22 protein-coding genes are annotated in these 23,783 nt (G+C 34.6%); 17 read left to right on the top strand and 5 right to left on the bottom strand.

Annotation, left to right across the window (positions count from 1 at the left end; all coding sequences use genetic code 11):
• Positions 1–943 precede the first annotated feature (943 nt).
• Positions 944–1,087 carry a hypothetical protein gene (locus CJF42_RS27565; RefSeq protein ID WP_170940632.1) on the top strand — a complete coding sequence of 48 codons (144 nt, stop codon included), beginning with the start codon at positions 944–946 and terminating at the stop codon, positions 1,085–1,087.
• A gap of 31 nt (positions 1,088–1,118) precedes the next feature.
• Here CJF42_RS27565 and CJF42_RS15630 read toward each other — a convergent pair whose 3' ends face one another.
• The gene (locus tag CJF42_RS15630; protein WP_095367580.1) at positions 1,119–1,352 is read right to left on the bottom strand and encodes a hypothetical protein; all 234 of its coding nucleotides are present in this window, start codon (positions 1,350–1,352) and stop codon (positions 1,119–1,121) included.
• Between the two features lie 78 nt (positions 1,353–1,430).
• Entirely contained in the window at positions 1,431–1,904 is a 474-nt protein-coding gene (locus CJF42_RS15625) for a hypothetical protein (RefSeq protein WP_095367579.1), read from the bottom strand.
• Between the two features lie 96 nt (positions 1,905–2,000).
• Here CJF42_RS15625 and CJF42_RS15620 point away from each other — a divergent pair, with 96 nt between their 5' ends.
• Positions 2,001–2,384, top strand: coding sequence for a response regulator (locus CJF42_RS15620; protein WP_095367578.1), 384 nt, complete (start codon positions 2,001–2,003; stop codon positions 2,382–2,384).
• An 846-nt stretch (positions 2,385–3,230) separates the two neighbouring features.
• On the opposite strand, the gene rpsT is transcribed toward CJF42_RS15620, so the two are convergent.
• Complete coding sequence (gene rpsT, locus CJF42_RS15610; protein ID WP_042148619.1) at positions 3,231–3,491, bottom strand: 30S ribosomal protein S20; 261 nt, start codon at positions 3,489–3,491, stop codon at positions 3,231–3,233.
• 319 nt (positions 3,492–3,810) lie between these two features.
• Between rpsT and murJ the strand changes: the two genes are divergently transcribed.
• The 15 genes from murJ (at position 3,811) to CJF42_RS15535 (ending at position 22,456) form a co-directional block, all read left to right on the top strand.
• Positions 3,811–5,349 carry a murein biosynthesis integral membrane protein MurJ gene (gene murJ, locus CJF42_RS15605; RefSeq protein ID WP_252097632.1) on the top strand — a complete coding sequence of 513 codons (1,539 nt, stop codon included), beginning with the start codon at positions 3,811–3,813 and terminating at the stop codon, positions 5,347–5,349.
• 48 nt (positions 5,350–5,397) lie between these two features.
• Positions 5,398–6,330: a bifunctional riboflavin kinase/FAD synthetase gene (ribF, locus tag CJF42_RS15600; protein WP_095367575.1), complete on the top strand. Its 933-nt coding sequence runs from the start codon at positions 5,398–5,400 to the stop codon at positions 6,328–6,330.
• Positions 6,331–6,349: 19 nt separating this feature from the next.
• The gene (ileS, locus tag CJF42_RS15595; RefSeq protein ID WP_095367574.1) at positions 6,350–9,175 is read left to right on the top strand and encodes an isoleucine--tRNA ligase; all 2,826 of its coding nucleotides are present in this window, start codon (positions 6,350–6,352) and stop codon (positions 9,173–9,175) included.
• Between the two features lie 78 nt (positions 9,176–9,253).
• A complete protein-coding gene (lspA, locus tag CJF42_RS15590; protein WP_095367573.1) occupies positions 9,254–9,769 on the top strand; it encodes a signal peptidase II in 516 nt (171 codons plus the stop codon).
• Positions 9,769–10,224 carry an FKBP-type peptidyl-prolyl cis-trans isomerase gene (gene fkpB, locus CJF42_RS15585; protein ID WP_502694794.1) on the top strand — a complete coding sequence of 152 codons (456 nt, stop codon included), beginning with the start codon at positions 9,769–9,771 and terminating at the stop codon, positions 10,222–10,224. Before lspA ends, fkpB begins: the two co-directional genes overlap by 1 nt.
• Positions 10,221–11,150, top strand: a complete 930-nt coding sequence (gene ispH / locus CJF42_RS15580; protein ID WP_095367571.1) for a 4-hydroxy-3-methylbut-2-enyl diphosphate reductase — start codon at positions 10,221–10,223, stop codon at positions 11,148–11,150. Before fkpB ends, ispH begins: the two co-directional genes overlap by 4 nt.
• Positions 11,151–11,360: 210 nt before the next feature.
• Positions 11,361–11,906, top strand: a complete 546-nt coding sequence (gene pilV / locus CJF42_RS15575; RefSeq protein ID WP_095367570.1) for a type IV pilus modification protein PilV — start codon at positions 11,361–11,363, stop codon at positions 11,904–11,906.
• Between the two features lie 2 nt (positions 11,907–11,908).
• Positions 11,909–12,886 carry a PilW family protein gene (locus tag CJF42_RS15570; RefSeq protein WP_095367569.1) on the top strand — a complete coding sequence of 326 codons (978 nt, stop codon included), beginning with the start codon at positions 11,909–11,911 and terminating at the stop codon, positions 12,884–12,886.
• Positions 12,874–13,365: a pilus assembly PilX family protein gene (locus CJF42_RS15565; protein WP_095367568.1), complete on the top strand. Its 492-nt coding sequence runs from the start codon at positions 12,874–12,876 to the stop codon at positions 13,363–13,365. The genes CJF42_RS15570 and CJF42_RS15565 overlap by 13 nt, the downstream gene beginning before the upstream one ends.
• Positions 13,366–13,463: 98 nt before the next feature.
• A complete protein-coding gene (locus CJF42_RS15560; RefSeq protein WP_252097631.1) occupies positions 13,464–16,619 on the top strand; it encodes a PilC/PilY family type IV pilus protein in 3,156 nt (1,051 codons plus the stop codon).
• Positions 16,620–16,913: 294 nt separating this feature from the next.
• Positions 16,914–17,459: a type IV pilus modification protein PilV gene (gene pilV, locus CJF42_RS15555; RefSeq protein ID WP_095367567.1), complete on the top strand. Its 546-nt coding sequence runs from the start codon at positions 16,914–16,916 to the stop codon at positions 17,457–17,459.
• On the top strand, positions 17,456–18,448 hold the full coding sequence (locus CJF42_RS15550) for a PilW family protein (RefSeq protein ID WP_095367566.1): 993 nt from the start codon (positions 17,456–17,458) through the stop codon (positions 18,446–18,448). The genes pilV (CJF42_RS15555) and CJF42_RS15550 overlap by 4 nt, the downstream gene beginning before the upstream one ends.
• Positions 18,436–18,927: a pilus assembly PilX family protein gene (locus CJF42_RS15545; protein WP_095367565.1), complete on the top strand. Its 492-nt coding sequence runs from the start codon at positions 18,436–18,438 to the stop codon at positions 18,925–18,927. The genes CJF42_RS15550 and CJF42_RS15545 overlap by 13 nt, the downstream gene beginning before the upstream one ends.
• A 45-nt stretch (positions 18,928–18,972) precedes the next feature.
• On the top strand, positions 18,973–22,047 hold the full coding sequence (locus tag CJF42_RS15540) for a pilus assembly protein (RefSeq protein ID WP_252097630.1): 3,075 nt from the start codon (positions 18,973–18,975) through the stop codon (positions 22,045–22,047).
• Position 22,048: 1 nt separating this feature from the next.
• Positions 22,049–22,456: a type IV pilin protein gene (locus CJF42_RS15535; protein WP_170940631.1), complete on the top strand. Its 408-nt coding sequence runs from the start codon at positions 22,049–22,051 to the stop codon at positions 22,454–22,456.
• Between the two features lie 12 nt (positions 22,457–22,468).
• Here the strand turns inward: CJF42_RS15535 and CJF42_RS15530 are convergent, their stop codons facing one another.
• On the bottom strand, positions 22,469–22,999 hold the full coding sequence (locus tag CJF42_RS15530; protein WP_095367593.1) for a GspH/FimT family pseudopilin: 531 nt from the start codon (positions 22,997–22,999) through the stop codon (positions 22,469–22,471).
• A gap of 63 nt (positions 23,000–23,062) precedes the next feature.
• Positions 23,063–23,611 carry a GspH/FimT family pseudopilin gene (locus CJF42_RS15525; RefSeq protein ID WP_095367592.1) on the bottom strand — a complete coding sequence of 183 codons (549 nt, stop codon included), beginning with the start codon at positions 23,609–23,611 and terminating at the stop codon, positions 23,063–23,065.
• Between the last annotated feature and the right edge of the window lie 172 nt (positions 23,612–23,783).

Below are 23,783 nucleotides of genomic sequence, written 5' to 3'. Positions count from 1 at the left end.
TAAACCATAGCGTTTTAAAAATTGCATCGGATAATATGATAGGTTGGCAGTTTGCATGTAAGCATCGCTCCAAGTTATTCATCAGTTCCTGATGGCATACTCTACATTTTATTCAGATTCAGGGTATACTTTTTCATAAAGTGTTAAAGCTCTACCACCCATTGGTATGCTGGCCCTAAGTACTTGAAATATTTCATTGGAGTTAATCGGTGACTAGTCAACGATGATAAATGGATGACGGTTATTTCCGACGAGATCTTCTGTCGTAAACTCATAAAAACAGAGGCGTTCATTGTGTAAGTGACGGTTTCCTATCAACCTATCAGCGCGTTTAATATCGTGCTTTTTGTCGGTGTTAGAGTCATCTTTTAACCCTCGGCCCAAAGTGACGGAGACACGTTGATCACGTAGCCCTGATTTAACAAAAGTAAAAATAGCTTTAAGTCGAGAAGAATGAATTTCAGGGTAGGCAAAGGTTATATCTTTGTGTAATATTTCGGTGGCAATTGCTTAGTTAACCAATATCTGCGCCGGCAATACCTCCTTAAACTAAGATATCATGGTTAAAAGGGGTTACTACAATAAAATATAATACCCAATTATCATCATATTAATTTGATATAGACCAAGTTGACCTATATTTTCAATTATCCTATTGCAAAAATTGATTTAGATTAAGTAATATCAATTCAAATAAATATATGATCACTTAATTAATATAATTTTTATAATAGTGCAATTAACCTTTGTTGTCGGTTTTTAATGTTTGTAATTGTTCTAAGTCTTTTATTTTATTTAATTTTATTAAGTATACAACCTGATTTTTGTTAATTATAAAATCACACGGTAAAAATATTGTTAATTTCGATAAGTTTCAGTACACTGGTGTTGAACAAAAAACGCCCTAATAAAAATAAAAATAAAATAATAAATAGGAGTGATTATGAGTAGGTCAACCAGTCGTGGGATCCGACTAAGTTCAGTAGCGTTTGCCGTTGTTGTGTTAGCTGTGTCTGCTTGGTTTAATCAAGCATCTGCAAATGAGATAAATCTTGAGTCAAATTCATCATATTCTATTGTGTCTTAAAGTTTTATATTACTCACTTAGAGCAAAAAACTTATTGTTCTAAGTGATAAGTAAATAGTTTAAACAGACAGAAGGCATTTATTAATACTAAGCTAATATTAGATAATATACCTGTCGGAAAGCCGCCAAAGGTATTGGCAGTAAATAATATACTCATTCCAACAATAGTTGAAATTTTCAACCAAAAGCTATCTTTTATGAAAAAAGCACCTAAACATAAAATTAAACCTAAAATATTTATACTGTTTAAAAAAATGTGTTCCATAATCTTATCCCATTAAGAAAAACGGCTATTATATGAACTATTAAATTAAGTTCAAACGAGATTTTTTCGAATTTCGCATTAGTTTTTCTCATTTATTTTTAATTTTTTCTTGATATGAAAAAGTATAGGAGCAAAAGGTCCTTGCACATCAATGATCCTATATTTTTGACAAGGTAAAGTTATGATATCTTTGTGACATAGAAAAAGATTATTGGCTTGAATGTTTACGCTTGTTTTAAGGTTAGAATCTAAAATAAAAGGCTCAAACTTATAAAATCCAGGCCAATATATACTTTGATTAGTTATACCCATTTTCTCATATGTTAGTAACTGAGGTTTTGGGGCAATAATATAAATAAGAGTTACAAAACAAATTAAAGATAAAATTTTGATACCCTTAATATTTGCTTTTTTTTCAGTTACATTTATAGGGTGTTTTGTATTTTCAACCTGTGCAGTGTTGACCTGTTTTACTGATTTTTGGTTTTTTTTTTGTTTTTTTTTGAGATCTACAGGTTTAAGTAGTTTTTTTTGTTTTATTTTTATAGACATAATTTATATTTACTTGATAATTATAAAAGCGTTACCGCAATTAATATGGTAATAGTTGTAGACTGTGAGTATAACAAGAATCAGTGGAGTGAATAAATGAATGATAATTTTTCGGTTTTAATTGTGGATGATGTCGGTACAGTCCGAAATTTTCTACATCAAACGCTTATGCATTTAGGAATTAACATTATTGATGAAGCATCTACTGCTTCTCAATGTTTACAATTATGCCAAGAACGTAATTTTTCAATTGTATTTTTAGATATTGAACTTCCTGATGGTAATGGCAAAGACATTATTGCTAAATTAAATGAAATTAGTCCTCAAACAAACGTTGTTATGGTATCAGCGCACTCTACTGTAGAAAATGTAAGAGATGCGATAGATAAAGGCGCAAAGGGCTTTGTCGTGAAGCCTTTTTCACCTAAGAAAATAGCAGCTATTTTGAAAAAATTTGCCCCCGATCTTCAATTACCTTAAATAAAACTATTCAATTAATGTGCTCATTCTCAAAGGGCTAAATAATAGCTGCATTGCTTCTATGTAGATACTTAGTTAGCCTGGAGTATCTTCATTCCTAATTACCAGCTATTTCCTGTAGTAGGATAGTTATAACCCCTTACTTTTTTTATAGTTAACAAGTATCAGGAAAGTTAGATTTTTTTGTATCAATCAAACAATTTAAATTATCGCAAGGATATTCTTTTGTTCTCGATGATATGTAGTTACTCAATTTAAAAAGTTGTAATTTATATACCTATTCTACATGGAAGTACGCTATTTCAGCAAGTCGATAAGCTTGCCAAATACGAGGCATAGGATGTGTCGTTAAACAGCATTCTCAACAAATATTTTATAACAACGCAGTTGGCCACTTATCGTATTACCCTATGAGAGTTTGGGTAGAAAGCGATTACGGCGTTATGATTCATCAAAAATACCATTTGCGTTAATAAAGTGGTTATTCAGCGAGAGTTCAAAGCGCTTTAGGCACGGTATTGATCTCACGCCTATCCAACACTCATCGGGTGGAAAGGTCAAACTGGGTAGCGTGGGGAAGTACGTTAAAAATAGTATGTTACGTAGCAATTTAGTGGTAGCCATTTAAGCTACCACACAGGTTCCAATAATAAAACGCATAATTGAAGATAAAAATCAGCGGTAAAACCAGTGAATAACCAAGAATCTTGAGCTCGTATCCTACCCAAGCTCTGAAACCTGCATTTCCAAGTAGTATGGGTACAATGTTGGTATAAGTGGTGTAAATAGGGGGGGTAGATATAAAAAAACCGGCATAAGCCGGTCTTTTAAAGCTAAAAAAAGCGCTTAAAGAGCTTTGATTTTTGCAGATAAGCGGCTCTTGTTACGAGCAGCTTTGTTTTTGTGAATAAGACCTTTAGTTGCGTAACGGTCTAAAACTGGAACTGCAGCATTAAATGCTAAAGTTGCAGCTTCTTTATCACCAGCTTCAATTGCTACTACTACTTTTTTGAAAAAAGTACGCATCATTGAACGGCGACTTGCATTGTGTTTACGGCGTTTTTCGCTAGTTAAAGCGCGTTTTTTTGCAGACTTGATGTTAGCCAAGGTTTGCTCCTAACAATCTAAAATAAAGCTTTGAATTTATGGCCGAGGAATATGCCTCTTTTTATTGAAAATGTCAATGGCCTTTATATAAAAACCACTCATTTAACGAACATTTATATTTAAACGATGAAACTTTCATTTCTTTTGCGTTTTAATATAGTCGGCCATTTCAGCAGTTAATGTGGAGATTATATCAAAGCTTATAACAATCGCCTAGTACCTAAGTACACTTATTATGTCATAATGTGGGCACTTAAATTTATTCAAAAGGTTTAGTGTGGCAAAAAGTTTGTTTCGTTCAGGGATGATAGTCAGCTTTATGACATTTCTTTCAAGAATATTAGGATTAGTGCGAGATGCCGTTACAGCTCATTTATTAGGCGCAGGTGCGGCAGCAGATATATTTTTATTAGCGAATAAAGTACCAAATTTTCTAAGACGTTTATTTGCTGAAGGTGCATTTGCTCAGGCATTCGTACCTGTATTAACCGAAGTTAAAGAAAAACATGGTGATGATCAAGTTAGAATATTTGTTGCTAATGCAGCAGGTACCCTAGGAACGATATTATTATCTGTGACCATTTTAGGTGTTATTGCCTCTCCAGTCATAGCTGCATTATTTGGTGCTGGCTGGTTTGTATCTTCTGATTCAAGTAATTCTACCGATAGGTATGCTTTATTATCTTTAATGCTCAAATTTACTTTCCCTTATTTGTTTTTTATTAGTCTGGTTGCACTATCCGGTTCAGTACTGAATGTTTATAATCGATTTGCAGTTGCAGCATTCACACCTGTTTTACTCAATATATCAATTATAGGTTGTGCTTTGTTCTTCCATGATAGGTTTGAATTTGGTGCTTTATCACTAGCCTTAGGAGTATTTATAGGTGGGGTCGTACAGATACTTTTCCAAATTCCTTTTTTATATCGTGCAAAAATGTTGACTCGCCCAAAATGGGCTTGGCAGGATGAAAATGTAAAAAAAGTACGCAAGTTGATGCTTCCTGCCTTGTTTGGTGTATCTGTAAGTCAAATAAATTTATTGCTTGATTCAATTATTGCAACATTTTTAATTAAAGGCTCTATTGCTTGGTTATATTATTCAGATCGTTTAATTGAATTTCCATTAGGACTATTTGGTATTGGTATTGCTACGGTTATTCTACCTGCGTTATCTAAGTTACATGTAAAACAAGACGGTAATGACTTTCAAAATACCTTGGATTGGGGGGTGAGGTTTGTCATTTGGTTAGGCTTACCTGCATTTATGGGATTAATTGTATTAAGCCCGCTTATTATCACTGTTTTGTTTGGCCATGGCGCTTTTATCAATAGTGAAATAGATCATGTCACTCAAGTCTCTTTTGGTGTAGCTGCATATGCTGTTGGTTTACTGAGTTTTATGTTGATAAAAGTGCTCGCACCTGGCTTTTATGCAAGGCATGATACAAAAACACCAGTTAAGATAGGCATAGCCGCATTAATTTTAAATATGATTTTTAATTTAATTCTAGCTTCATTTTTAGGCTATATCGGTCTCGCATTGGCGACATCTCTTTCGGCAACTTGTAATGCGTTTCTATTATATTACTTTTTATCAAAACAGGGTGTTTATAAATTTTCACGTTTTAGTGTTGAGTTTACATTGAAATGTATTGTATCCAGTTTAACTATGGCATTTGTCACTCACTGGTGTGAGCAACAGCTTATATGGCAATCGGTAGAGCTTAGTCAGCAGATAGTATATTTACTTTCTTTGCTGCTAATTGCGATTATTACATATTTTTCTCTATTGTATATTTTCGGTATAAGAGTAAATACAATAAAAAATGTATCCTTTGCGAAAAAAAGTTTATAATCGCGGCTTTGATATTTGAATAACAAAATTTTAGGTCATATTTAGGTTATGGAGCTAATTAGAGGCATCCACAATATTAGGACTCGGCATCGAGATTGCGTATTAACGATAGGTAATTTTGATGGTGTACATTTAGGTCATGAGGCTGTTTTAAATGGCTTAATAAAAGACGCTAGTATGTTAAACCTGCCAAGTACTGTAATGTTATTTGAGCCGCAACCACAAGAGTTGTTTGCAAAAGACAAAGCGCCTCCTAGGTTGACTCGTTTAAGAGATAAGTTAATTCTTCTTAAAAAGTTAGGGATAAAACGCGTTATATGCATCAATTTCAACACAAATTTTGCAAATTTGTCAGCGGATCATTTTATTCGTGAAATATTGATTAATAAATTAGGTGTTAAAGCGCTGACTATTGGTGATGATTTCAGATTTGGCAAAGGGCGTATTGGCGATTTTAATATGTTAGTTGAAATCGGTGCTGAACTAAATATGACTGTTAAAAGCACCCGAAGCTTTCGTAAACTAGATTGTCGGGTAAGTAGTACAGCTATTAGAAATGCACTTGCTGATAATGATATTGAGCAAGCTAATGACATGCTAGGCCATACTTATCAAATTTCTGGTCGTGTTATTCATGGTTGGAAGAAAGGTAGACAATTAGGTTTTCCAACAGCTAATGTTGCACTTAAAAGACAAGTAAGCCCAGTAAACGGTGTATTTGCAGTAAAAATAAAAATATCAGACAAAGAATTTTATGGGGTAGCAAATGTAGGTTCTAAGCCAACCCTAAATGGACAAAAAATGTTGCTTGAAGTCCATATTTTTGACTTTAAGCAAGATATATATGGAATATTTATAAGTGTGGAGCTTATTACTAAACTTCGCAATGAACAAAAATTTGATACGCTTGATCAACTCATCGCACAAATTGGTGCCGATGTTAAAGTTGCCAAGCAGTGTTTTGGTTTGACCAATATCTAAGATACGGAAAGTTAAATAAATGAGCGACTATAAGCATACTCTTAATCTGCCACAAACTGCATTCCCAATGCGTGGTAACTTGGCTAATCGTGAGCCTAAAATGCTAAAATATTGGAATGAACAAGATCTTTACGGCAAGATACGTGCAGCTAAAAAAGGTAAAAAAACGTTTATTTTGCATGATGGACCTCCTTATGCAAACGGTAATATTCACTTAGGTCATTCAGTAAATAAAATACTTAAAGATATTATTATTAAAGCTAAAACTTTATCTGACTTTGATGCACCTTATATTCCTGGCTGGGATTGTCATGGCTTACCAATTGAACTTCAAGTTGAGAAAAAAGTTGGCAAACCAGGCAAAAAAGTAACAGCAGCACAATTTCGTGAGAAATGTCGTGAATACGCTAAAAAGCAAGTTGAAGGGCAAAAAACTGATTTTATTCGTTTAGGTGTATTAGGTGATTGGAGCAATCCTTACTTAACAATGAATTTTGATTTTGAAGCCAATGCTATTCGTGTCTTAGGACGTATTATTGATAAAGGTCATTTACATAAAGGTTCAAAACCAGTTCATTGGTGTACAGATTGTGGCTCGGCATTAGCTGAAGCCGAAGTTGAATATCAAGACAAGCAATCACCAGCGATTGATGTAAGCTTTAAATTTTTAGACGAAGTAGCCCTTGAAAGTAAGTTCAATTTACCTGAAGGCCATAAAGGCGAAGGTCAAATTGATGTTATTATTTGGACAACAACACCTTGGACATTACCTGCAAACCGTGCTGTAGCATTACACGAAAATGTTGAATATAGCTTAGTTCAAGTTGAGACAGAACAAGGTAAACGTCGTTTTGTATTAGGGTCTGCACTTGTTAAAGATGCAATGGATCGATTTGGTTTCGATAAGTACCATGCATTAGGTTACTGTAAAGGGAGTGAACTTGAGCATTTACAACTACAACATCCATTTTATGACTTCTCAGTACCTGTTGTATTAGGTGAACATGTAACAACTGACTCTGGTACTGGAGCTGTTCACACTGCACCCGGACATGGTCAAGAAGATTTCATTGTTGGTAAAGAGTATGATCTTGAAATTGCAAACCCAGTAGGTGCAAATGGTGTTTATCTTCCTGATACACCTTTGTTTGCTGGTCAACATGTATTTAAAGCAAATGCGAATGTGATAGAAGTATTAAAAGAAAAAAATACTTTAATGCACCACCAAGCTTTAGAGCATAGTTATCCTCATTGTTGGAGACATAAAACGCCAATTATATTCCGTGCAACACCGCAATGGTTTGTAAGTATGGATCAAGCTAATTTACGTGGCGATACCTTAACTGAAATTGAAAAAACACAATGGATACCAGCTTGGGGTGAAAACCGTATTGCTAATATGGTAACAGGCCGTCCAGACTGGTGTATTTCTCGTCAACGTACTTGGGGTGTGCCAATTGCTTTATTTGTAGATAAAGATACAGGCGCACTTCACCCAGACTCTAAAACTTTAATTGAGCAAGTTGCAAAGCGTGTTGAAGAAAAAGGTATTCAAGCTTGGTATGACTTAGAAGTAAATGAATTATTAAATGAAGCTGATAGCGAACGTTACGTTAAAATATTAGATACTTTAGATGTATGGTTTGATTCGGGTGTTTCTCACGCATGTGTTGTAGATGCTCGTGAAGAATTAACCGGTCCTGCTGATTTATATCTTGAAGGTTCAGATCAACATCGTGGTTGGTTTATGTCTTCAATGATGACATCTGTTGCGATTAATGGTCATGCACCATATCGTCAAGTATTAACCCATGGTTTTACTGTTGACGAAAAAGGTCACAAAATGTCTAAGTCATTAGGCAACGTGATTTCACCGCAAGATATCATGAATAAACTCGGTGCTGACATCTTACGTTTGTGGGTTGCATCAACAGATTATACTGCTGAAATGACAGTATCTGATGAAATATTTAGCCGTGCTGCAGATAGATATCGTAGAATTCGTAATACTAACCGTTATTTATTATCTAACCTAGCGGGTTTCGATCCTAAAACTGATATGGTTGCATATGAAGATTTAGTTGATTTAGATAAGTGGATTTTAGATAGAGCAGCTGTATTACAAGAAGAAATTATTACTGCGTATGATGAGTACCAAATGTTACTAGTAACACAAAAGTTAATGAATTTCTGTACGCTTGAGTTAGGGGCTTTTTATTTAGATGTTATTAAAGATCGTCAATACACTGCAAAAACTGAAGGAATTGCACGTCGTTCATGTCAAACAGTTTTATTCCACATAGCTGAAGCGATGACACGTTGGATGGCACCTATTATGAGCTTTACAGCTCAAGAAATTTGGCAAGCATTACCAGGTGAGCGTGATCAATTTGTTTTCACTGGTCAATGGTATGATGGTTTAGTTAAATCTGATTCGGAAAAATTAAATGATCACTGGCAAACTATCTTAACAGTTCGCGATCAAGTAAATCGTGTATTAGAAGCCGCACGTAAAGAAGATGTTATCGGTGCGACTTTACAAGCTAAGGTTACAATCTCAGCAGACCAAACACTTATAAATAAACTTACTTCATTAGGTGAAGAACTTCGTTTTGTATTATTGGTATCTAAAGTAAATGTAGAAATTGTGGCTTCACAGCCTGAAGGTTCTGTAGAAACCGAAATTGAAAACTTGTATATTCAAGTTAAATCAACTGATGCAACAAAATGTGAGCGTTGTTGGCATTATACTGATGATGTTGGTTCTATTGAAGAGCATAATGATATTTGTGGCCGTTGTGTTACAAACATTGATGGTGAAGGCGAAGTACGCCACTTCGCATAATCTAAATGTTGATTTAATAATATAATATTTTAAGGGCGAATTTATTCGTCCTTACTTTTATGAATACAGGAGTATATTTTGTTTAAAGTAAAATCAGGATTAGTTTGGTTATGGCTAACTTTAGTTATGTTGATAGCAGATCAGGTAACTAAAATTATTATTAGCACAAAAATGAAACTTTATGAATCTATTGAACTTATACCCTTTTTTAAAATTACTTATGTCCATAACTATGGTGCAGCATTTAGTTTTTTAACGGATGCAGGTGGTTGGCAGCGTTGGTTTTTCAGTATTATTGCTATCACGATTAGTGCGTTGTTAATATGGTGGTTAAAAAAGTTACCATCAACTAACAAGCGATTAGGTTCTGCATATGCTTTAGTATTAGCGGGTGCATTAGGTAATTTGTACGATAGGTTAAGTTATGGCTATGTTGTCGACTTCCTTCATGTTTTTTATAAAACATGGAATTTCCCTGTATTTAATATTGCTGATAGTGCAATTTGTGTTGGTGCGGGTCTATTATTAATAGATGCATTTTTGCAAGAAAAAATTGAATCAGTTAAAGATCAAAAGAAAGAAGGTATACAATAATGACAGTTGTAATTAATGATAGCTCCGAAGTCGTTTTTCATTTTTCAATTAAATTACCAGATGGTTCAGCTGCAGATTCAAGTAAAGTGCATAATAAACCAGCCAAACTAGTAATGGGTGATGGTAGCTTAACGACAAATTTTGAAAAATGTTTATTAGGGCTAAAAGCAGGCGACAATAAGTCATTTGAACTTGAGCCTAAAGACGCTTTTGGTATGCCAAATCCTGATAATATTTATCACTTAGATCGTACTAAGTTTGGTGCTGACACGCCTGCTGAAGTCGGAGCTATCATTGCATTTACGCAACCTGATGGCACAGAGCTTCCGGGCATCATTCGCGAAGTTGCAGGAGAGTCTGTCACAGTTGATTTTAATCATCCTCTAAGCGGTCATAAATTAACTTTTGATGTTGAAATTATAGAAGTTAATACTGTAGAGGCGACTATATCATGAAGATCGTACTAGCAAATCCGCGTGGGTTTTGTGCTGGTGTAGATCGTGCTATCAGCATTGTTGAACGCGCTTTAGATATTTTTAAACCACCTATTTATGTAAGACATGAAGTTGTACACAATAAGTTTGTTGTCAATGGTTTAAAAGAGCGCGGAGCGATTTTTGTTGAAGAGTTAGAGCAAATACCAGATGACAGCATTGTTATTTTCAGTGCGCATGGTGTATCTCAAGCAGTACGAAAAGAAGCTAAACGACGTGAACTTAAAATATTTGATGCGACTTGTCCTTTGGTAACTAAAGTACACATGGAAGTAACACGTGCTAGCCGTAAAGGCATAGAATGTATTTTAATAGGCCATCAAGGACATATTGAAGTAGAAGGGACTATGGGTCAGTACGATAATGCTAATGGTGGTATTTACTTAGTACAAACGGTTGATGACATTACAACTTTACAGGTTAAAAACCCTGATAATTTAATGTACTGTAGTCAAACTACATTGTCAGTGGATGATACCGCAGATGTAATCACTGCTTTGAGATCACAATTCCCAAATATAGATGGTCCTCGAAAAGATGATATTTGTTATGCTACGCAAAATCGTCAGGATGCAGTAAGAGATTTAGCTGCAAAAGTTGACGTTTTATTAGTGGTAGGTGCAAAAAATAGTTCAAACTCTAATAGATTAAGAGAAGTATCAGATAAACTAGGTACAACAGCACATTTAATTGATGATGCTGAGTCTATGGAACAAAGCTGGCTTGACAATGTTGATATTATAGGTGTAACAGCCGGTGCATCTGCACCTGATATTTTAGTTCAACAAGTTATTACGCGTTTAAAAGAATGGGGTGGTTCAGAAGTAATACAAAACCCAGGTGTTATTGAAAATACTGTTTTTGCTGTACCCATTGAATTAAGATGATTTTTTCTATAGGAGCTGTCTCTGAGCTCTTATAGAACCAGTTTTGAAACTAGGTTTTTACATTCGCTAACAAATGTTAAACTTTGATAGCAACTAGCCTCTAGAGACTAAATATGCTATAAGTCAGTTTGTTGCATTATTATTCGGTATATTACAGTCCTATTTAATATTAAATAAACGAATAATAATAAAATATAATAAGGTTTATTGATGTCTCGATCGTTAAATAAAGGTTTCACTTTATTAGAAACTCTCATTGCTTTTGTTGTGCTCACGGTTGGTTTGTTAGGGGCTGTTGCATTACAAGCCCAAGCTAAACAAGCCAGCTATGATTCACTGCAACGAGCAGCTGCTTTAGGTCTAGGTAATGATATTATTCAACGCATAAGAGTAAACGATACCGTTGCTTCTCTCGCAGTATATAATACTCATTTTTCTACTTCAGACAGTGAAATTTCACAAAAATCATCTGCATGCTTAAATGTAAGCTGTAATGATACAGCCATGGCATCCTTTGATATTGAGCAATGGAAAAAAGCAATTAAAGCCAGGGAGTTCACAGGAGCCATTGCAGATGCAACCGTGTGTATTTCAACCGATGGTGCAACTAAAGGGGGGGCAGTTAAGGTGGTGATAACATGGGATGGTAGGCAAAAAATGAAACAAGGCTCAGACAATTCAAATATAACCTGTGGTGAAGCAAATCAAAATCGTAAAATGGTTGTTTTAGATACTTACCTTTTTCGTAGAGGATAAAAATGAATCAACGTGGTTTTACATTAATCGAAGTGATGATTTCTTTAGTACTTGGTTTGTTTATATTGTCAGGTGTAATGTTTACTTATATAAGTATGAAAGCAACAACAAAAACCACATTAGAGATAGGAGAATTACAAGAATCAGGGCGAATAGCTATGGATATATTAAAGGATGATATAGAGCTTGCAGGTTTTTGGGGCACTTATTACGGTGATACCCTTGGCTCTGATGTTTCCATACCGGCTTTTCCTAGTGAGGACTGCGAAAATGGAACTAATAGTGGAAGCTTTCCAAACCATCAAGATGTGAACTTTATTTTTCTCCAAAGTATTAAAGCAACTCAAGAAAATATGTTTAATTGTATTAAAGATGCTTTAGTTGGGAGCGATATACTACAAATTAAGCGACTCTCAGGTAGAAGTATCACTATTGCTGAAAGTAAAGCGAATAAGTATTACTTTATATCAACTTATGTTACTGGGACTATTACACCAGGAACTGCAGCTAATATAGATCTTCTAACCGATAATGCTTCTTTATGGGGTTACAACCACCATACATATTACATTACTTCTGAAACCTACTCCCAAGGCTCTAAGTCGATAAATGTTCCCACATTAAAAAGAAAAAAATTATCGACATCTGGTATATCAGATGAAACGATTATGGAAGGAATTGAAAATATAAGATTCCTATATGGTGTTGATATTAATGGTGATAATAGAGTTGATACATATAGAAATGAAACTCAAATGCAGGCAAATGCATGGGATACCTCAATAGCACCTATTTTAACAGTTCAAGTATTTTTATTAGTACGTTCGTTAGAACAAGACTTTAGTAAACCTGCTGTTACAAAAACATTTGTATTGGGTGGGCCAGACAGGTCTTTGACCTTTACAGATCAGTTTAAACGCACACTATTTGTTTCAACTATAAAAATTACTAATGGTGGAAGTGACGAATGGGCATTGTAAAATGTAAGACACAACAAAAAGGAGTCGTTTTAATTACAGCATTAATTATGATTATTGCTGTGACAGGAATTGCTGTATCTCTGATGTCAAATAGTACAATTGATTTGAAAGTAGCAACTGCAGCACAGGAATCGGATATAGCAGTAAATTTATTAAAAGGTGATTCCGAAAGGTCGATTAATCAGGAGATAGATAAAAAAGAACTGAGCAGATTTTTATTTATGAAAGGACAATTTATTGCAGCAGGAGGTGAAATTAATATTTCAGAGTCAAGCCTTCATTCAGTAGTTAAACTTTATGATATGAATAAAGGGCCTATGTTACTTGGCTGCCCGCCAAGAATAGCAGTTACAATAGGAGTGAAATGTAATACATTAAGAGTACAGACACAATTACAATATGGTAAAGGTAATAAACATAACATAGTGCTACAAAGTGGCATAGCTCAGCAATTAGGTTTAGTAGGAAAATCACTGTGATTAATATAATAATAAATCAATTCATTTCGATAGGGATTAAGGTGCAATCTAAACAAATTAATTTGGCTAGCTGTTTTGTCTTTATAGTTAGTTTATGTATGTCATTTTATACACAAAGTGAAGATATCGAGCTTTATGTAAATCATAATGTAGAAACAGGTGAAAAACCGAAAGTTTTATTCATGTTTGATACATCTGGTAGTATGCTTTTTAGATTGAGTGATGGCAGAGCTTGTTACAAATCATTATCAGATAATATAAATTCATTTATTGAATGTAGCACTTCTCCACCTGTAGGTGAATCAACATGTTTTGCAAAAGATATTTATAATGGAAATGAAACAATCCATGCAGTGACATGTGAAAAAAGTCGATTAAGTGTTGCAAAAGAAGCTGTTGATAGAGTATTAACTGAAAACCAAGATAATATCGAATTTGGTTTAATACGCTTTAGAGGTGGTGAAGGTGGCTATATTTTATCAAAAATAGGAACTTCTGCAGCGACAATAAATACACAAGTTCAAGCAATTATAGCTGGAGGAGCAACACCATTAGCAGAAACTTTATATGAATCTTATAGATACTTAGCTGGCGGCGCTGTAGATCAAGCTTCATCAGCATCAGACAGAGATAAAAGTGCCGAGTCTGGAAGTAATTACATCTCACCCTTTAAAATTGAAATTGTGGATGGTCAAGCAGTACTCAGATGTGATAACTCGGTAAATATTATTATTATAACAGATGGCGATCCTACAGCTGATGATGAGCGAAATCAAAATATTATTGATTTATACCCTATTGTAGTGGGTGATGATGAAGGGATCTATAAAGCAAAAATATATGAGGGTAGCTACCTACCAGCTCTTGCTAAATATATGAAATCAAATACAACGCAAAATGATCCGCTAAATATAGATTTATATGAGACAACAAACACTGTTCAAGATACTGCAACTACCTATACGATAGGCTTTGGTAAAGGCCTCACACCTACAGGAAAATTAATATTAAATGAAACAGCGAAAAAAGGAGGCGGTGTATTCTTTGAAGCTGAAACTTCCTTTGAGTTAGCAGAGGCATTAAAAGTTTCAATTGATAAAATTAATGAATCTAATACTTCATTCACAGCGCCATCTGTTGCCAGTAACAGTTCTGATAGAACACAAAGTAACAACTCTATTTATTATGCGATGTTTTATCCTGCTACAGGAGCAAGGTGGCAAGGAAATTTAAAAAAACTTAAATTAATAAATGAAACGTTGGTCGATTCAACTACGCCAACAGCGCTAGCTGCAATAGATCCTGTGACAGGGAATATAGATAATCAAGCTAGAACATTTTGGTTACCTGATACAGCTAATGCGGATGGTAATATAGTAAAACAAGGTGGTGTTAATTTGATGCTGTCTACTGAAACGAGCCGTCTTATTTATACCGATGTAGGTAATATTGCTACAGGCCATCAAATGGCTAAATTTAATTTTGCAAATGCCAAAAGAGGAGCTGGAGGGAGTTTGTCTGCCTTAGCAAATTATATGAAAGTACCTATAGGGTCATCTAATTCAGTTACTAAGCAAAGCATTAAAGATTTAATTCTATGGTCTAAAGGTAAAGATATAGATGATGAAGATAACAATCCTGAAACCACATTAAGAAAAGATATCATGGGCGATCCTATACATTCAAAACCTATCGTTTTGGATTATGGTAACGAGGATGTGCGCATTTTAATTGGTACAAATGCGGGTTTTATTCATATGTTTAAAGATCTTAATGATACGGTATCTGAAAGTTGGGCTTTTATTCCATATGAACTTTTTGATAATCTACAAAATTTAAGGATAAATGAACCGGATGCGGATGAAAAATTATATGGTATGGATAACACTGCAGCAGTATATTTTGATGATAAAGATGGCAATGGTATTGTAGATGATACAGACACTGTTTGGGCATTTTTCAGTATGCGAAGGGGCGGCAAGTCTTATTATGCCATTGATATTACAAACCCTGACTCACCAAGGTTAATGTGGAAGTTGAGTAGCGGAGATGAAAACTTCAGCCACTTAGGGCAGACATGGTCAAAACCTTATATCGGCTTTGTAAATGCCACTGGATTTGATGAAGACCCAGTTCTCATTTTTGGCGGTGGATTTGATACTAATAAAGATAATAAAATTAGATCGAATGATACATATGGAAAAAGTGTATATATTATTAAAGCAGAGGATAAATCTTTAGTATGGAGTGCAAGCCCCGGGAATCATAGTATTCCAGGAGAGATATCAGTATTAGATTCCGATTATGATGGTTATATTGATAGGTTATATGCAGCAGATACCGGGGGCGATGTTTGGCGTTTTGACTTAAAAGGAACAGAACCAAATAGTAGTACAGAACCTTGGAAAGGCTTTAAACTCGCAGAATTAGGTGCAGCTACGGGGGCGAATGATCGTAAGTTTTTTTACAAACCTGTAGTTGCACGAACATATTTTAGTAAAGTAAAAAAAACAACAGTAATAGATGAGTCAGGAACAAGCATTATTTATAATCGTAAGGTTACTCCTTTTGAAGCCGTGCTTATCGGAAGTGGCAATCGTGTTAGCCCTGTCACATCTGTTTCAACAACAAATCAGTTATATATGATAAGAGACGAAAATACGATAACACAATACTTCGACACTGCACCAACAACTATTACAGCAAGTGATTTGAATTCCATTGATTCAGACCCTTTTGGTAGTGTGCTGAATGATGTTGATGCATTTAGAAATCAGGAAGCACTTCACTCTGGTTTCAAAGGCTGGAAATATAATTTATCAGTGACTGAAAAATCTTTAGCCACTGCAAATGTTGTGGGCGGTGTTGCTTATTTTTCTACTTTTACACCAAAAGCTGAAACAACAGTAGGTCAATGTGAGATAGGTGAAGGCAGTGGTAGCGTTTATGCGTTTCATTTAAATTATGGAACAAAAGTTTATGCTAATTTAAAGCTAGATTATGGTGAAGGTATTCCTGATACACCTCAACTTTTCTTTGATAAAGATAGTGACGATAAAAGCCAGTTTTTATTAATTGGAGTTGGTAAAGCTGATTCAAGCTCTGGTGTGATTGAAGCGAAATCTGTATTAGAGAACATAGTGCCAGTTGATACCGATAATGACGGTAATATTAATTTATTTACGACTAATAAACTAGGACTTAAAACGATACGGACTTATATTTACAGAGAAGAAGCAATCTCTTCAAATTAAATAATATGCTTTGATCATTATAAAAATGTAGTGGTCAAAGTAAAATCCTGTTTTCAGAACATAAAGATATATAATTTATGTTTTTTATATCATATAAGAATTAAAATCCCTACATTAAAATCGTTTGTTATTTAACCGAATGTTATATTGTATTTTTGTTAATATTTGTGCTTATACTTTATAAATAAAGTTGTGGATAAGCATGAAGGTTGGTTAGTGCGCGCTCATTTTTGTTTATTTACGATTTAAAATTTTATGATATTAAGCTTTATAAATATTCAATAAGGCATTTTAATGAATAAAAAAAGACATCAAGGCTTTACATTATTAGAAACCTTAATTGCATTCTTTGTACTTTCTATTGGCTTATTAGGCGCAGTGGCTTTGCAAGCTAAAGCAAAGCAAGCAAGTTATGATTCACTGCAAAGAACAGCCGCTCTTTCTTTAGCACAAGATATTATTCAGCGCATCAGAGTGAATGATACAGCTGCTTTGATTACATTATATGATGTGGATTTCACAAGCGATGATGAAATTTCAACGGTGCAATCTTGTGTTGATATATTTTGTACATCTGCACAGATCGCTGCATACGACATTATTCAATGGAAAAAAGCCATTAAAGCCAAGGATTTAACGGGTGTAATGACTGATGCCACTGTTTGTATTAATCCTGTGTTGAGCTCAAATGGGGTTGCTGTTCAAGTCGTGATCAGCTGGGGGGGGCGTCAGAATATAACGCAAAATACCGAAAACACCGCAGTACAGTGTGGTTCATCCATAGAAAATAGAAGGTTAGTTGTTGTGAATAGTTTTATTTTTATTCGGACAATAACATGAAACAATTTGGTTTCACATTAATAGAAATGATGATTGCACTTGTTGTTGGTGCGTTTGTTTTAAGCGGTGTAATGTTTATCTATATAAGTATGAAAGAGACAACAGGAGATACGCTTGAAATAGGGGAGCTACAAGAGTCAGGTCGCTTAGCGATGGACATTCTAAGAAAAGATATAGAGCTAACAGGATTTTGGGGGACGTATTATGGCTCTACTTTAGATGTCGCTAATGTAACTGTTCCTGCTGCGCCAAGTGGGGATTGTTTTAAAGGTACTAATAACGGCAGTTTTCCAAATGACCCAATCACAAATTTCATCTATATATATGGCGTTACTACTACTACAAGTTCTGCTATTAATTGTATTTCAAGTGCTATAACGAATAGTGATGTCATTCAAATAAAACACTTAGATGGACAGCGTATTTCAATAGCAAATAGTTTATCAAATCAATATTATTTTATGTCGAAATACAATCAGGGAAGTTTATCAGCTGGTACAAGTGCAAATATAGCGCCCCTTTCACCTAATGCGAGTTTATGGGGTTATTCTCATCATGCTTATTACATCTCTGAACAAACATACTCCTTAGGAAGTAAATCAATTATTGTTCCCGTATTGATGAGAAAAAGGCTCACTGCTAATGGATTTACTACCGAGTCAATAATGGAAGGTGTAGAGAATCTAAGGTTTTTATATGGTTTAGATGTTGATGGCGATAATAGAGTTGATACTTATAAAACTGCTGTGCAAATGTCTGATACTGACTGGCAGCAAACCACTGTCAATATTTTAACGGTGCAAATATTTTTATTAATTCGAGCATTTGAAGAAAGTGCTAACGCAACAGCAAGTACTAAAACATATGTATTAGGTGGTGATACTGAAGCAAATCAAAGGAAGCTCAGCTTCAATGATAAGTATAGAAGGGCCTTATTTGTATCAACAATTCATTTATTAAATGGAGGAGATCAGGGATGGCGATTGTAAAAAGCATAAAACAAAAAGGGGTGGTGCTAATTACATCACTTTTAATGATAATTGCAGTGACGAGTATCGCTGTTACTCTTATGAGTTCTTCAAGTATCGATATTAAAATGACAAGTGCTGCACAAGAGAATGAAGTTGCAGAGTATTGGGTTAGAGGTGATTCTGAACGTGCAATAAATCAAGAAATGATAGCTAGTGCCAATAGTCGATTTTTATTCCTTACGGGTCAATTTCCGGCAGATAATACGACAGGTATTGATGTAACAGTTGCAGGTTCTAAATCTACAGTCACATTATTTAATAATAATAACGGGCCTGTGTTATTAAATTGCCCACCAAGAATAGCAGTAACCAATGGCATAAAATGTAATACATTAAGAGTTGAGTCAAGTTTGGCATATGGCAAAGACGATAAGCACTCCGTTACTTTGATTAGTGGTATCGCTCAGGAACTAGGAATTGTTGGGCAGTCCCAATAAATAAAAATTATTAATTTATTAAGTCGTATTATTGAGGAATTTACCGTGAGTACATTTAAAATAATAAAAAATGTCATTTTAGTAATTAATTTATTTTTTTTCTCTGGCTTTAATATCAAGGCTGAAGATATCGAATTATATGTAAATAATGATATTGAGGGGACTGAAAAACACAGAGTTTTAATTATTTTTGATACTTCAGGCAGTATGGCATGGTCTGTTGCTGATGGTAACTCCTGCGGAACATACTCAAGTGGTCCATATTATGGAGATTACATACCTTGCTCTGACAGTCGAATAGGTGTGGCAAAATCTGCAATATCAGGGTTAGTAACATCTAATCCAGATATAGAGTTTGGACTAATGCGTTTTAGAAGCAGTCAAGGAGGTTACGTATTATCAGGTCTGGGTACCTCTCAAGCTGAACTATTAATTGATATTGTAAATTTAAGAGCTAGTGGTTCAACCCCTCTTTCAGAAACTTTGTGGGAGTCGTATCGATATTTATCAGGTAAGAGTATGACTTACGGAGGTATTATGAGTGATAGGGATAAAAATATCGATGATGGAACTACTTATACATCAGCTTTTGTGCCTGAGGTTGTTGATGGTAAAACGGTATTGCGCTGTGATAATTCAATTAATATTATTTTAATGAGTGATGGTGATCCAACAAATGATATTGGGAGAAATACAAATATTAAAAATCTTTTTTCAGCTGGAGAAGTACCCTATCGCATAAAAACTTATCAAGGGTACGATAATTATTTACATGCGATGGCTAAATATATGTATACCACAGACTTGTATTCAGCTACTTCTCATGACATTGATATAGGACGAACATTTACGATTGGTTTTGGTACTGGAATGAGTAGTGCGGGTAAAGCATTATTAGAAGAAACTGCGGACTTAGGTGGGGGAGTCAATTTGCATGCTAATACTGCTTCAGAGCTCGTTGATGCTTTAGAAAAAACAATCAATAAAATAAGGGAAGTGAATGGTACGTTTTCAGCTCCTTCAGTTGCGAGTAATAACTTTGATAGAACACAAAGTCGAGATTCAGTATATTACGCTATGTTTTATCCAGATAAAGGAGCTCGGTGGAAAGGTAATTTAAAAAAATTAAAAGTGGAGGGTAAAGAAATTGTAGATTCAAGAAGTACGCCTCAACCTGCAATTGCAGATAATGGTGATATTAAAAAAACTGCGAGAACATATTGGCTACCAAGTACAGCTGGGGATGATGGCAATGATGTACAGCAAGGTGGTGCTAATTTAGCATTATCAGGAATATCTTCACGAAATGTATATACAGATGTTGGGACGGGTAGCCCTTTACCTTTATTCACAAAAGATAATGCACAAAGTTTTGCAGGTTCTGCAGCAGATCTTGCTTCATATATGGGGATAAATGAAACTGAACTTGCAAATTTATTTAGTTGGACTGTCGGAAATGATGTAGACGATGAAGATAGCGATGGCTCAACCACTGATAAACGAATTGATATTATGGGGGATCCCTTACATTCTAAACCAATTACTTTAGATTATGGTGATGGTTCAGTTCGTGTTTTAGTTGGCACAAATGCTGGTTTTATTCACATGTTTAAAGATTCTGGCGATACAATTACTGAGAGTTGGGCCTTTATTCCTTATGAATTATATCCAAATTTGGATGATTTAAGACAAAATAAAGTAAATACTAAAGTTTATGGTATGGATGCTCCTGCCGCAGTTTATTTTTATGATGTAAATGATAATGGCATTGTTGAAACAGGTGATAAAGTTTGGGCATTCTTTGGTATGAGGCGAGGAGGTTATTCTTATTATGCACTTGATATTACAGCTCCTGATAGCCCCAAATTATTATGGACATTAAAGAATACAGAAAGTGGTTTTGAAAAAATGGGTCAAACATGGTCAAAACCTTATATAGGATTTGTGAATGTTGATGGTTATACAAACAAACCGTTGCTTATTTTTGGTGCAGGATATGATATTAATAAAGATAACGATGGCAAAAGCGCAGATTCAGTAGGCGCAGGTATATACATTATAGACGCAGAATCAAAAGCACTAGTTTGGAGTTTAATATCAGGCGGAAGTACACATTTTCCTGGAACAAATAGCATACCAAGTGATATTGCAGCAATAGATTCAGATTATGATGGTTATATTGATAGATTGTATGCTGGGGATACTGGGGGGGACTTATGGCGAGTAGATTTGCCTGGTACTGATCCATTAAGCACCGATACACCCTGGACTGTGTTCAAAATAGCTGAGTTAGGATCTACTACAGTATCTGAAAATAGAAAGTTTTTTTACAAACCGGAAGTTGCAAGAACCTATTTTAGTAAAGTAAGTGAAACAACGATAGAAGAAAACGGAGAAACTGAAAAATATTTGGTGCGAAAAGAAACACCTTATGAAGCTATTTTAATTGGTAGTGGCAATCGTGTTCACCCAAGTTATAAGGTAATTAACGATTATCTATTTATGATAAGGGATGAAAACACCATTACAAAATCATTTATTGATGAAAAAGTACCAACTTCAATAAAAATCGGGGAGTTATTAAGTATTAATAGTGATCCTTTTGGAAATACATTAAGTGATGAAGATACATTTAGAGATGTAGAGCTTAGTTATTCAGCGTTTAAAGGCTGGAAATATAGTTTAAACACAGGTGAAAAATCATTATCCAAAGCAAGTGTAGTAGGTGGGGTTGCTTATTATTCAACCTTTACAGCCGCCGATGATTCAAGTGATAATCAATGTTCATTAAGTGGTGGTAGTGGTTCGCTTTATGCCTTTCATTTACATTATGGTACAAAAATTTATAATAGTTTAAAGTTTGACATGGGAGATAATGTGCCCGATACACCCCAATTATTCTTTGATAAAAATGACGCTGATGAAAGCCAGTTTTTATTAATTGGTGTCGGCAAGGGTGAAGATGGTACTGGTGTCGTAAAAGCAAAATCAATTTTAGAAAATTTAGTTCCCACAGATGTAGATAATGATGGCACAATTGATTTAATACAGGCAAATACATTAGGGTTACAGACAATAAGATCGTATATTTATCGTCAGGAACAATCATCAGGAAATTAGAATGAAAAAAAATGGGTTTACATTAATTGAAGTTATGATCACAGTTGCTATTATAGGAATTTTAGCAGCTATTTCATATCCAAATTATACTGAGCATGTTAAAAAATCAGCTAGAGCCGAAGCGATGACCGCTTTAGTTGATGCTGCGAATAGGCAGGAGCAGTTTTTTGTCGATAATTACGATTATACGGCTGTTTTAGCAAATTTGGGTCTAAACTCAGCCACAGAAACAGGATTATATACATTATCAATTGTTGCTGTGGCAGATTCTAGAGAGTTTACAATCACAGCAACACCTGCAAGTGGTATCGCACTTAGTGATCCAGATTGTACAACTCTGGTTATCAATGAACTGTCAGTTAAAACATCTACAGGTTCAGCTGATTCTAAGAAATGCTGGGGTCGTTAAAGACTAAGTAATTTAACAGTTATTAGTATTACGTATTCTAATACGACCAGCTTGACTCACTGTGATGCGTTTACCTTTTACATCTAAACTTTCAGGAAGGCAGTAAATAAAACTGCCTGATTGAAAGCCATCAAGACTAGCATCAGCTCTATAAGTAACAGCATTTCTTGGATAAGTTAAAATATGATTCACATTTATTTTATCAATCACCTTTAATAAATAATCTTTTTTATCTAATTGTTGATTTGAATTCGAATCAACAAAAATTGAAACCTCCTTATTCCATTGTTTTACACATTTTCCGGCTTCTAACGGACATAAGGTAATATTTTCATTTTTCTGGATGGCAAAAATACGAGTAAACATGAGACTTTTTTTTAGCGAAGAAAGGGTATTATCTCTTTCATTTTCTGCAAGTAATTTAATATATGATGGGCTACTGATAGTTAATAAAATTCCGACAATACTGCACGTAGTCATTAGCTCGAGAAGTGAAAATCCATTTTTTAAATGGTTAGAATATAGTTGATTAACGACATTCATCCTTGAAGCCTTAGTTTGTTCCTTTTATTATAATATAGAAGAGTATTTGATTTTGTAAAGTAATTAGGAGCAAGTAATACTGCTATCATGTCCAGTATTTCTTACTCTACCAGATGCGCTTAAGTTTAAAGTGATACTTTGATCATTATCACCGTTAGGACAAAAGGTTAAATTGCCTAATTGGCTGTTGGGGATCCTACCTTGACCATCGAAACTTACAGCGGCACTTGATTCACTATGAACAAATAAATCATTTTTATTGTTCGCTGTGATGATATCCATACTCCTAAGCATTATATCATTAGCAGGATCAAAGATGAGGTTAGAGTTAATATCAACAAATACTGCAATGTTTAAGCTATTCCATGTATTGGTACAGGTAGATTGGGATGTTACAGAAACAAGGGGGCAAACTACAACCGACTCATCATTTACAGTCGCTTGTGCTCTTGCGTACATGAAATTTCGTTTTAGCTCAAAGGTGAAGCCCTCAGCTCGATCATCTTCTAGTAAACTAGACATGCTAGGTAAAGCGATGGCGGCTAATATTCCTACTATTGCTATCGTTACCATTAATTCTAAGAGTGTAAAGCCTGACTTTTTGTGCTGCATTGGAAAACCTTAAATCTTACTTCTATAAAGTGAGTATAACGGTTTATGCTTTGATTCTATATATTTGATTGTTATTAAAAAATGAATTTGAATATGACGTTGTTATATTGAGTGATTAACAACCTGGAATTATAAATCATGTTGTATGAGTTTTATGGCTATAGCATGATAA

The organism is Pseudoalteromonas sp. NBT06-2, from assembly GCF_002276045.1.
GTDB lineage: Bacteria > Pseudomonadota > Gammaproteobacteria > Enterobacterales > Alteromonadaceae > Pseudoalteromonas.
This window is presented reverse-complemented; position numbering and strand designations above follow the sequence as displayed.

Bases quoted from the DNA above. Each gene is read 5' to 3' on its own strand.
- CJF42_RS15560 (WP_252097631.1), top strand. From the start codon at position 13,464: ATGTCATTTTATACACAAAGTGAAGATATCGAGCTTTATGTAAATCAT.
- CJF42_RS15535 (WP_170940631.1), top strand. From the start codon at position 22,049: ATGAAAAAAAATGGGTTTACATTAATTGAAGTTATGATCACAGTTGCT.
- CJF42_RS15525 (WP_095367592.1), bottom strand. From the start codon at position 23,611: ATGCAGCACAAAAAGTCAGGCTTTACACTCTTAGAATTAATGGTAACG.
- CJF42_RS15620 (WP_095367578.1), top strand. From the start codon at position 2,001: ATGAATGATAATTTTTCGGTTTTAATTGTGGATGATGTCGGTACAGTC.
- CJF42_RS27565 (WP_170940632.1), top strand. From the start codon at position 944: ATGAGTAGGTCAACCAGTCGTGGGATCCGACTAAGTTCAGTAGCGTTT.
- CJF42_RS15565 (WP_095367568.1), top strand. From the start codon at position 12,874: ATGGGCATTGTAAAATGTAAGACACAACAAAAAGGAGTCGTTTTAATT.
- CJF42_RS15530 (WP_095367593.1), bottom strand. From the start codon at position 22,999: ATGAATGTCGTTAATCAACTATATTCTAACCATTTAAAAAATGGATTT.
- CJF42_RS15545 (WP_095367565.1), top strand. From the start codon at position 18,436: ATGGCGATTGTAAAAAGCATAAAACAAAAAGGGGTGGTGCTAATTACA.
- CJF42_RS15630 (WP_095367580.1), bottom strand. From the start codon at position 1,352: ATGGAACACATTTTTTTAAACAGTATAAATATTTTAGGTTTAATTTTA.
- CJF42_RS15570 (WP_095367569.1), top strand. From the start codon at position 11,909: ATGAATCAACGTGGTTTTACATTAATCGAAGTGATGATTTCTTTAGTA.
- murJ (WP_252097632.1), top strand. From the start codon at position 3,811: ATGACATTTCTTTCAAGAATATTAGGATTAGTGCGAGATGCCGTTACA.
- pilV (WP_095367570.1), top strand. From the start codon at position 11,361: ATGTCTCGATCGTTAAATAAAGGTTTCACTTTATTAGAAACTCTCATT.
- pilV (WP_095367567.1), top strand. From the start codon at position 16,914: ATGAATAAAAAAAGACATCAAGGCTTTACATTATTAGAAACCTTAATT.
- ribF (WP_095367575.1), top strand. From the start codon at position 5,398: ATGGAGCTAATTAGAGGCATCCACAATATTAGGACTCGGCATCGAGAT.
- CJF42_RS15625 (WP_095367579.1), bottom strand. From the start codon at position 1,904: ATGTCTATAAAAATAAAACAAAAAAAACTACTTAAACCTGTAGATCTC.
- ispH (WP_095367571.1), top strand. From the start codon at position 10,221: ATGAAGATCGTACTAGCAAATCCGCGTGGGTTTTGTGCTGGTGTAGAT.
- fkpB (WP_502694794.1), top strand. From the start codon at position 9,769: ATGACAGTTGTAATTAATGATAGCTCCGAAGTCGTTTTTCATTTTTCA.
- ileS (WP_095367574.1), top strand. From the start codon at position 6,350: ATGAGCGACTATAAGCATACTCTTAATCTGCCACAAACTGCATTCCCA.
- CJF42_RS15550 (WP_095367566.1), top strand. From the start codon at position 17,456: ATGAAACAATTTGGTTTCACATTAATAGAAATGATGATTGCACTTGTT.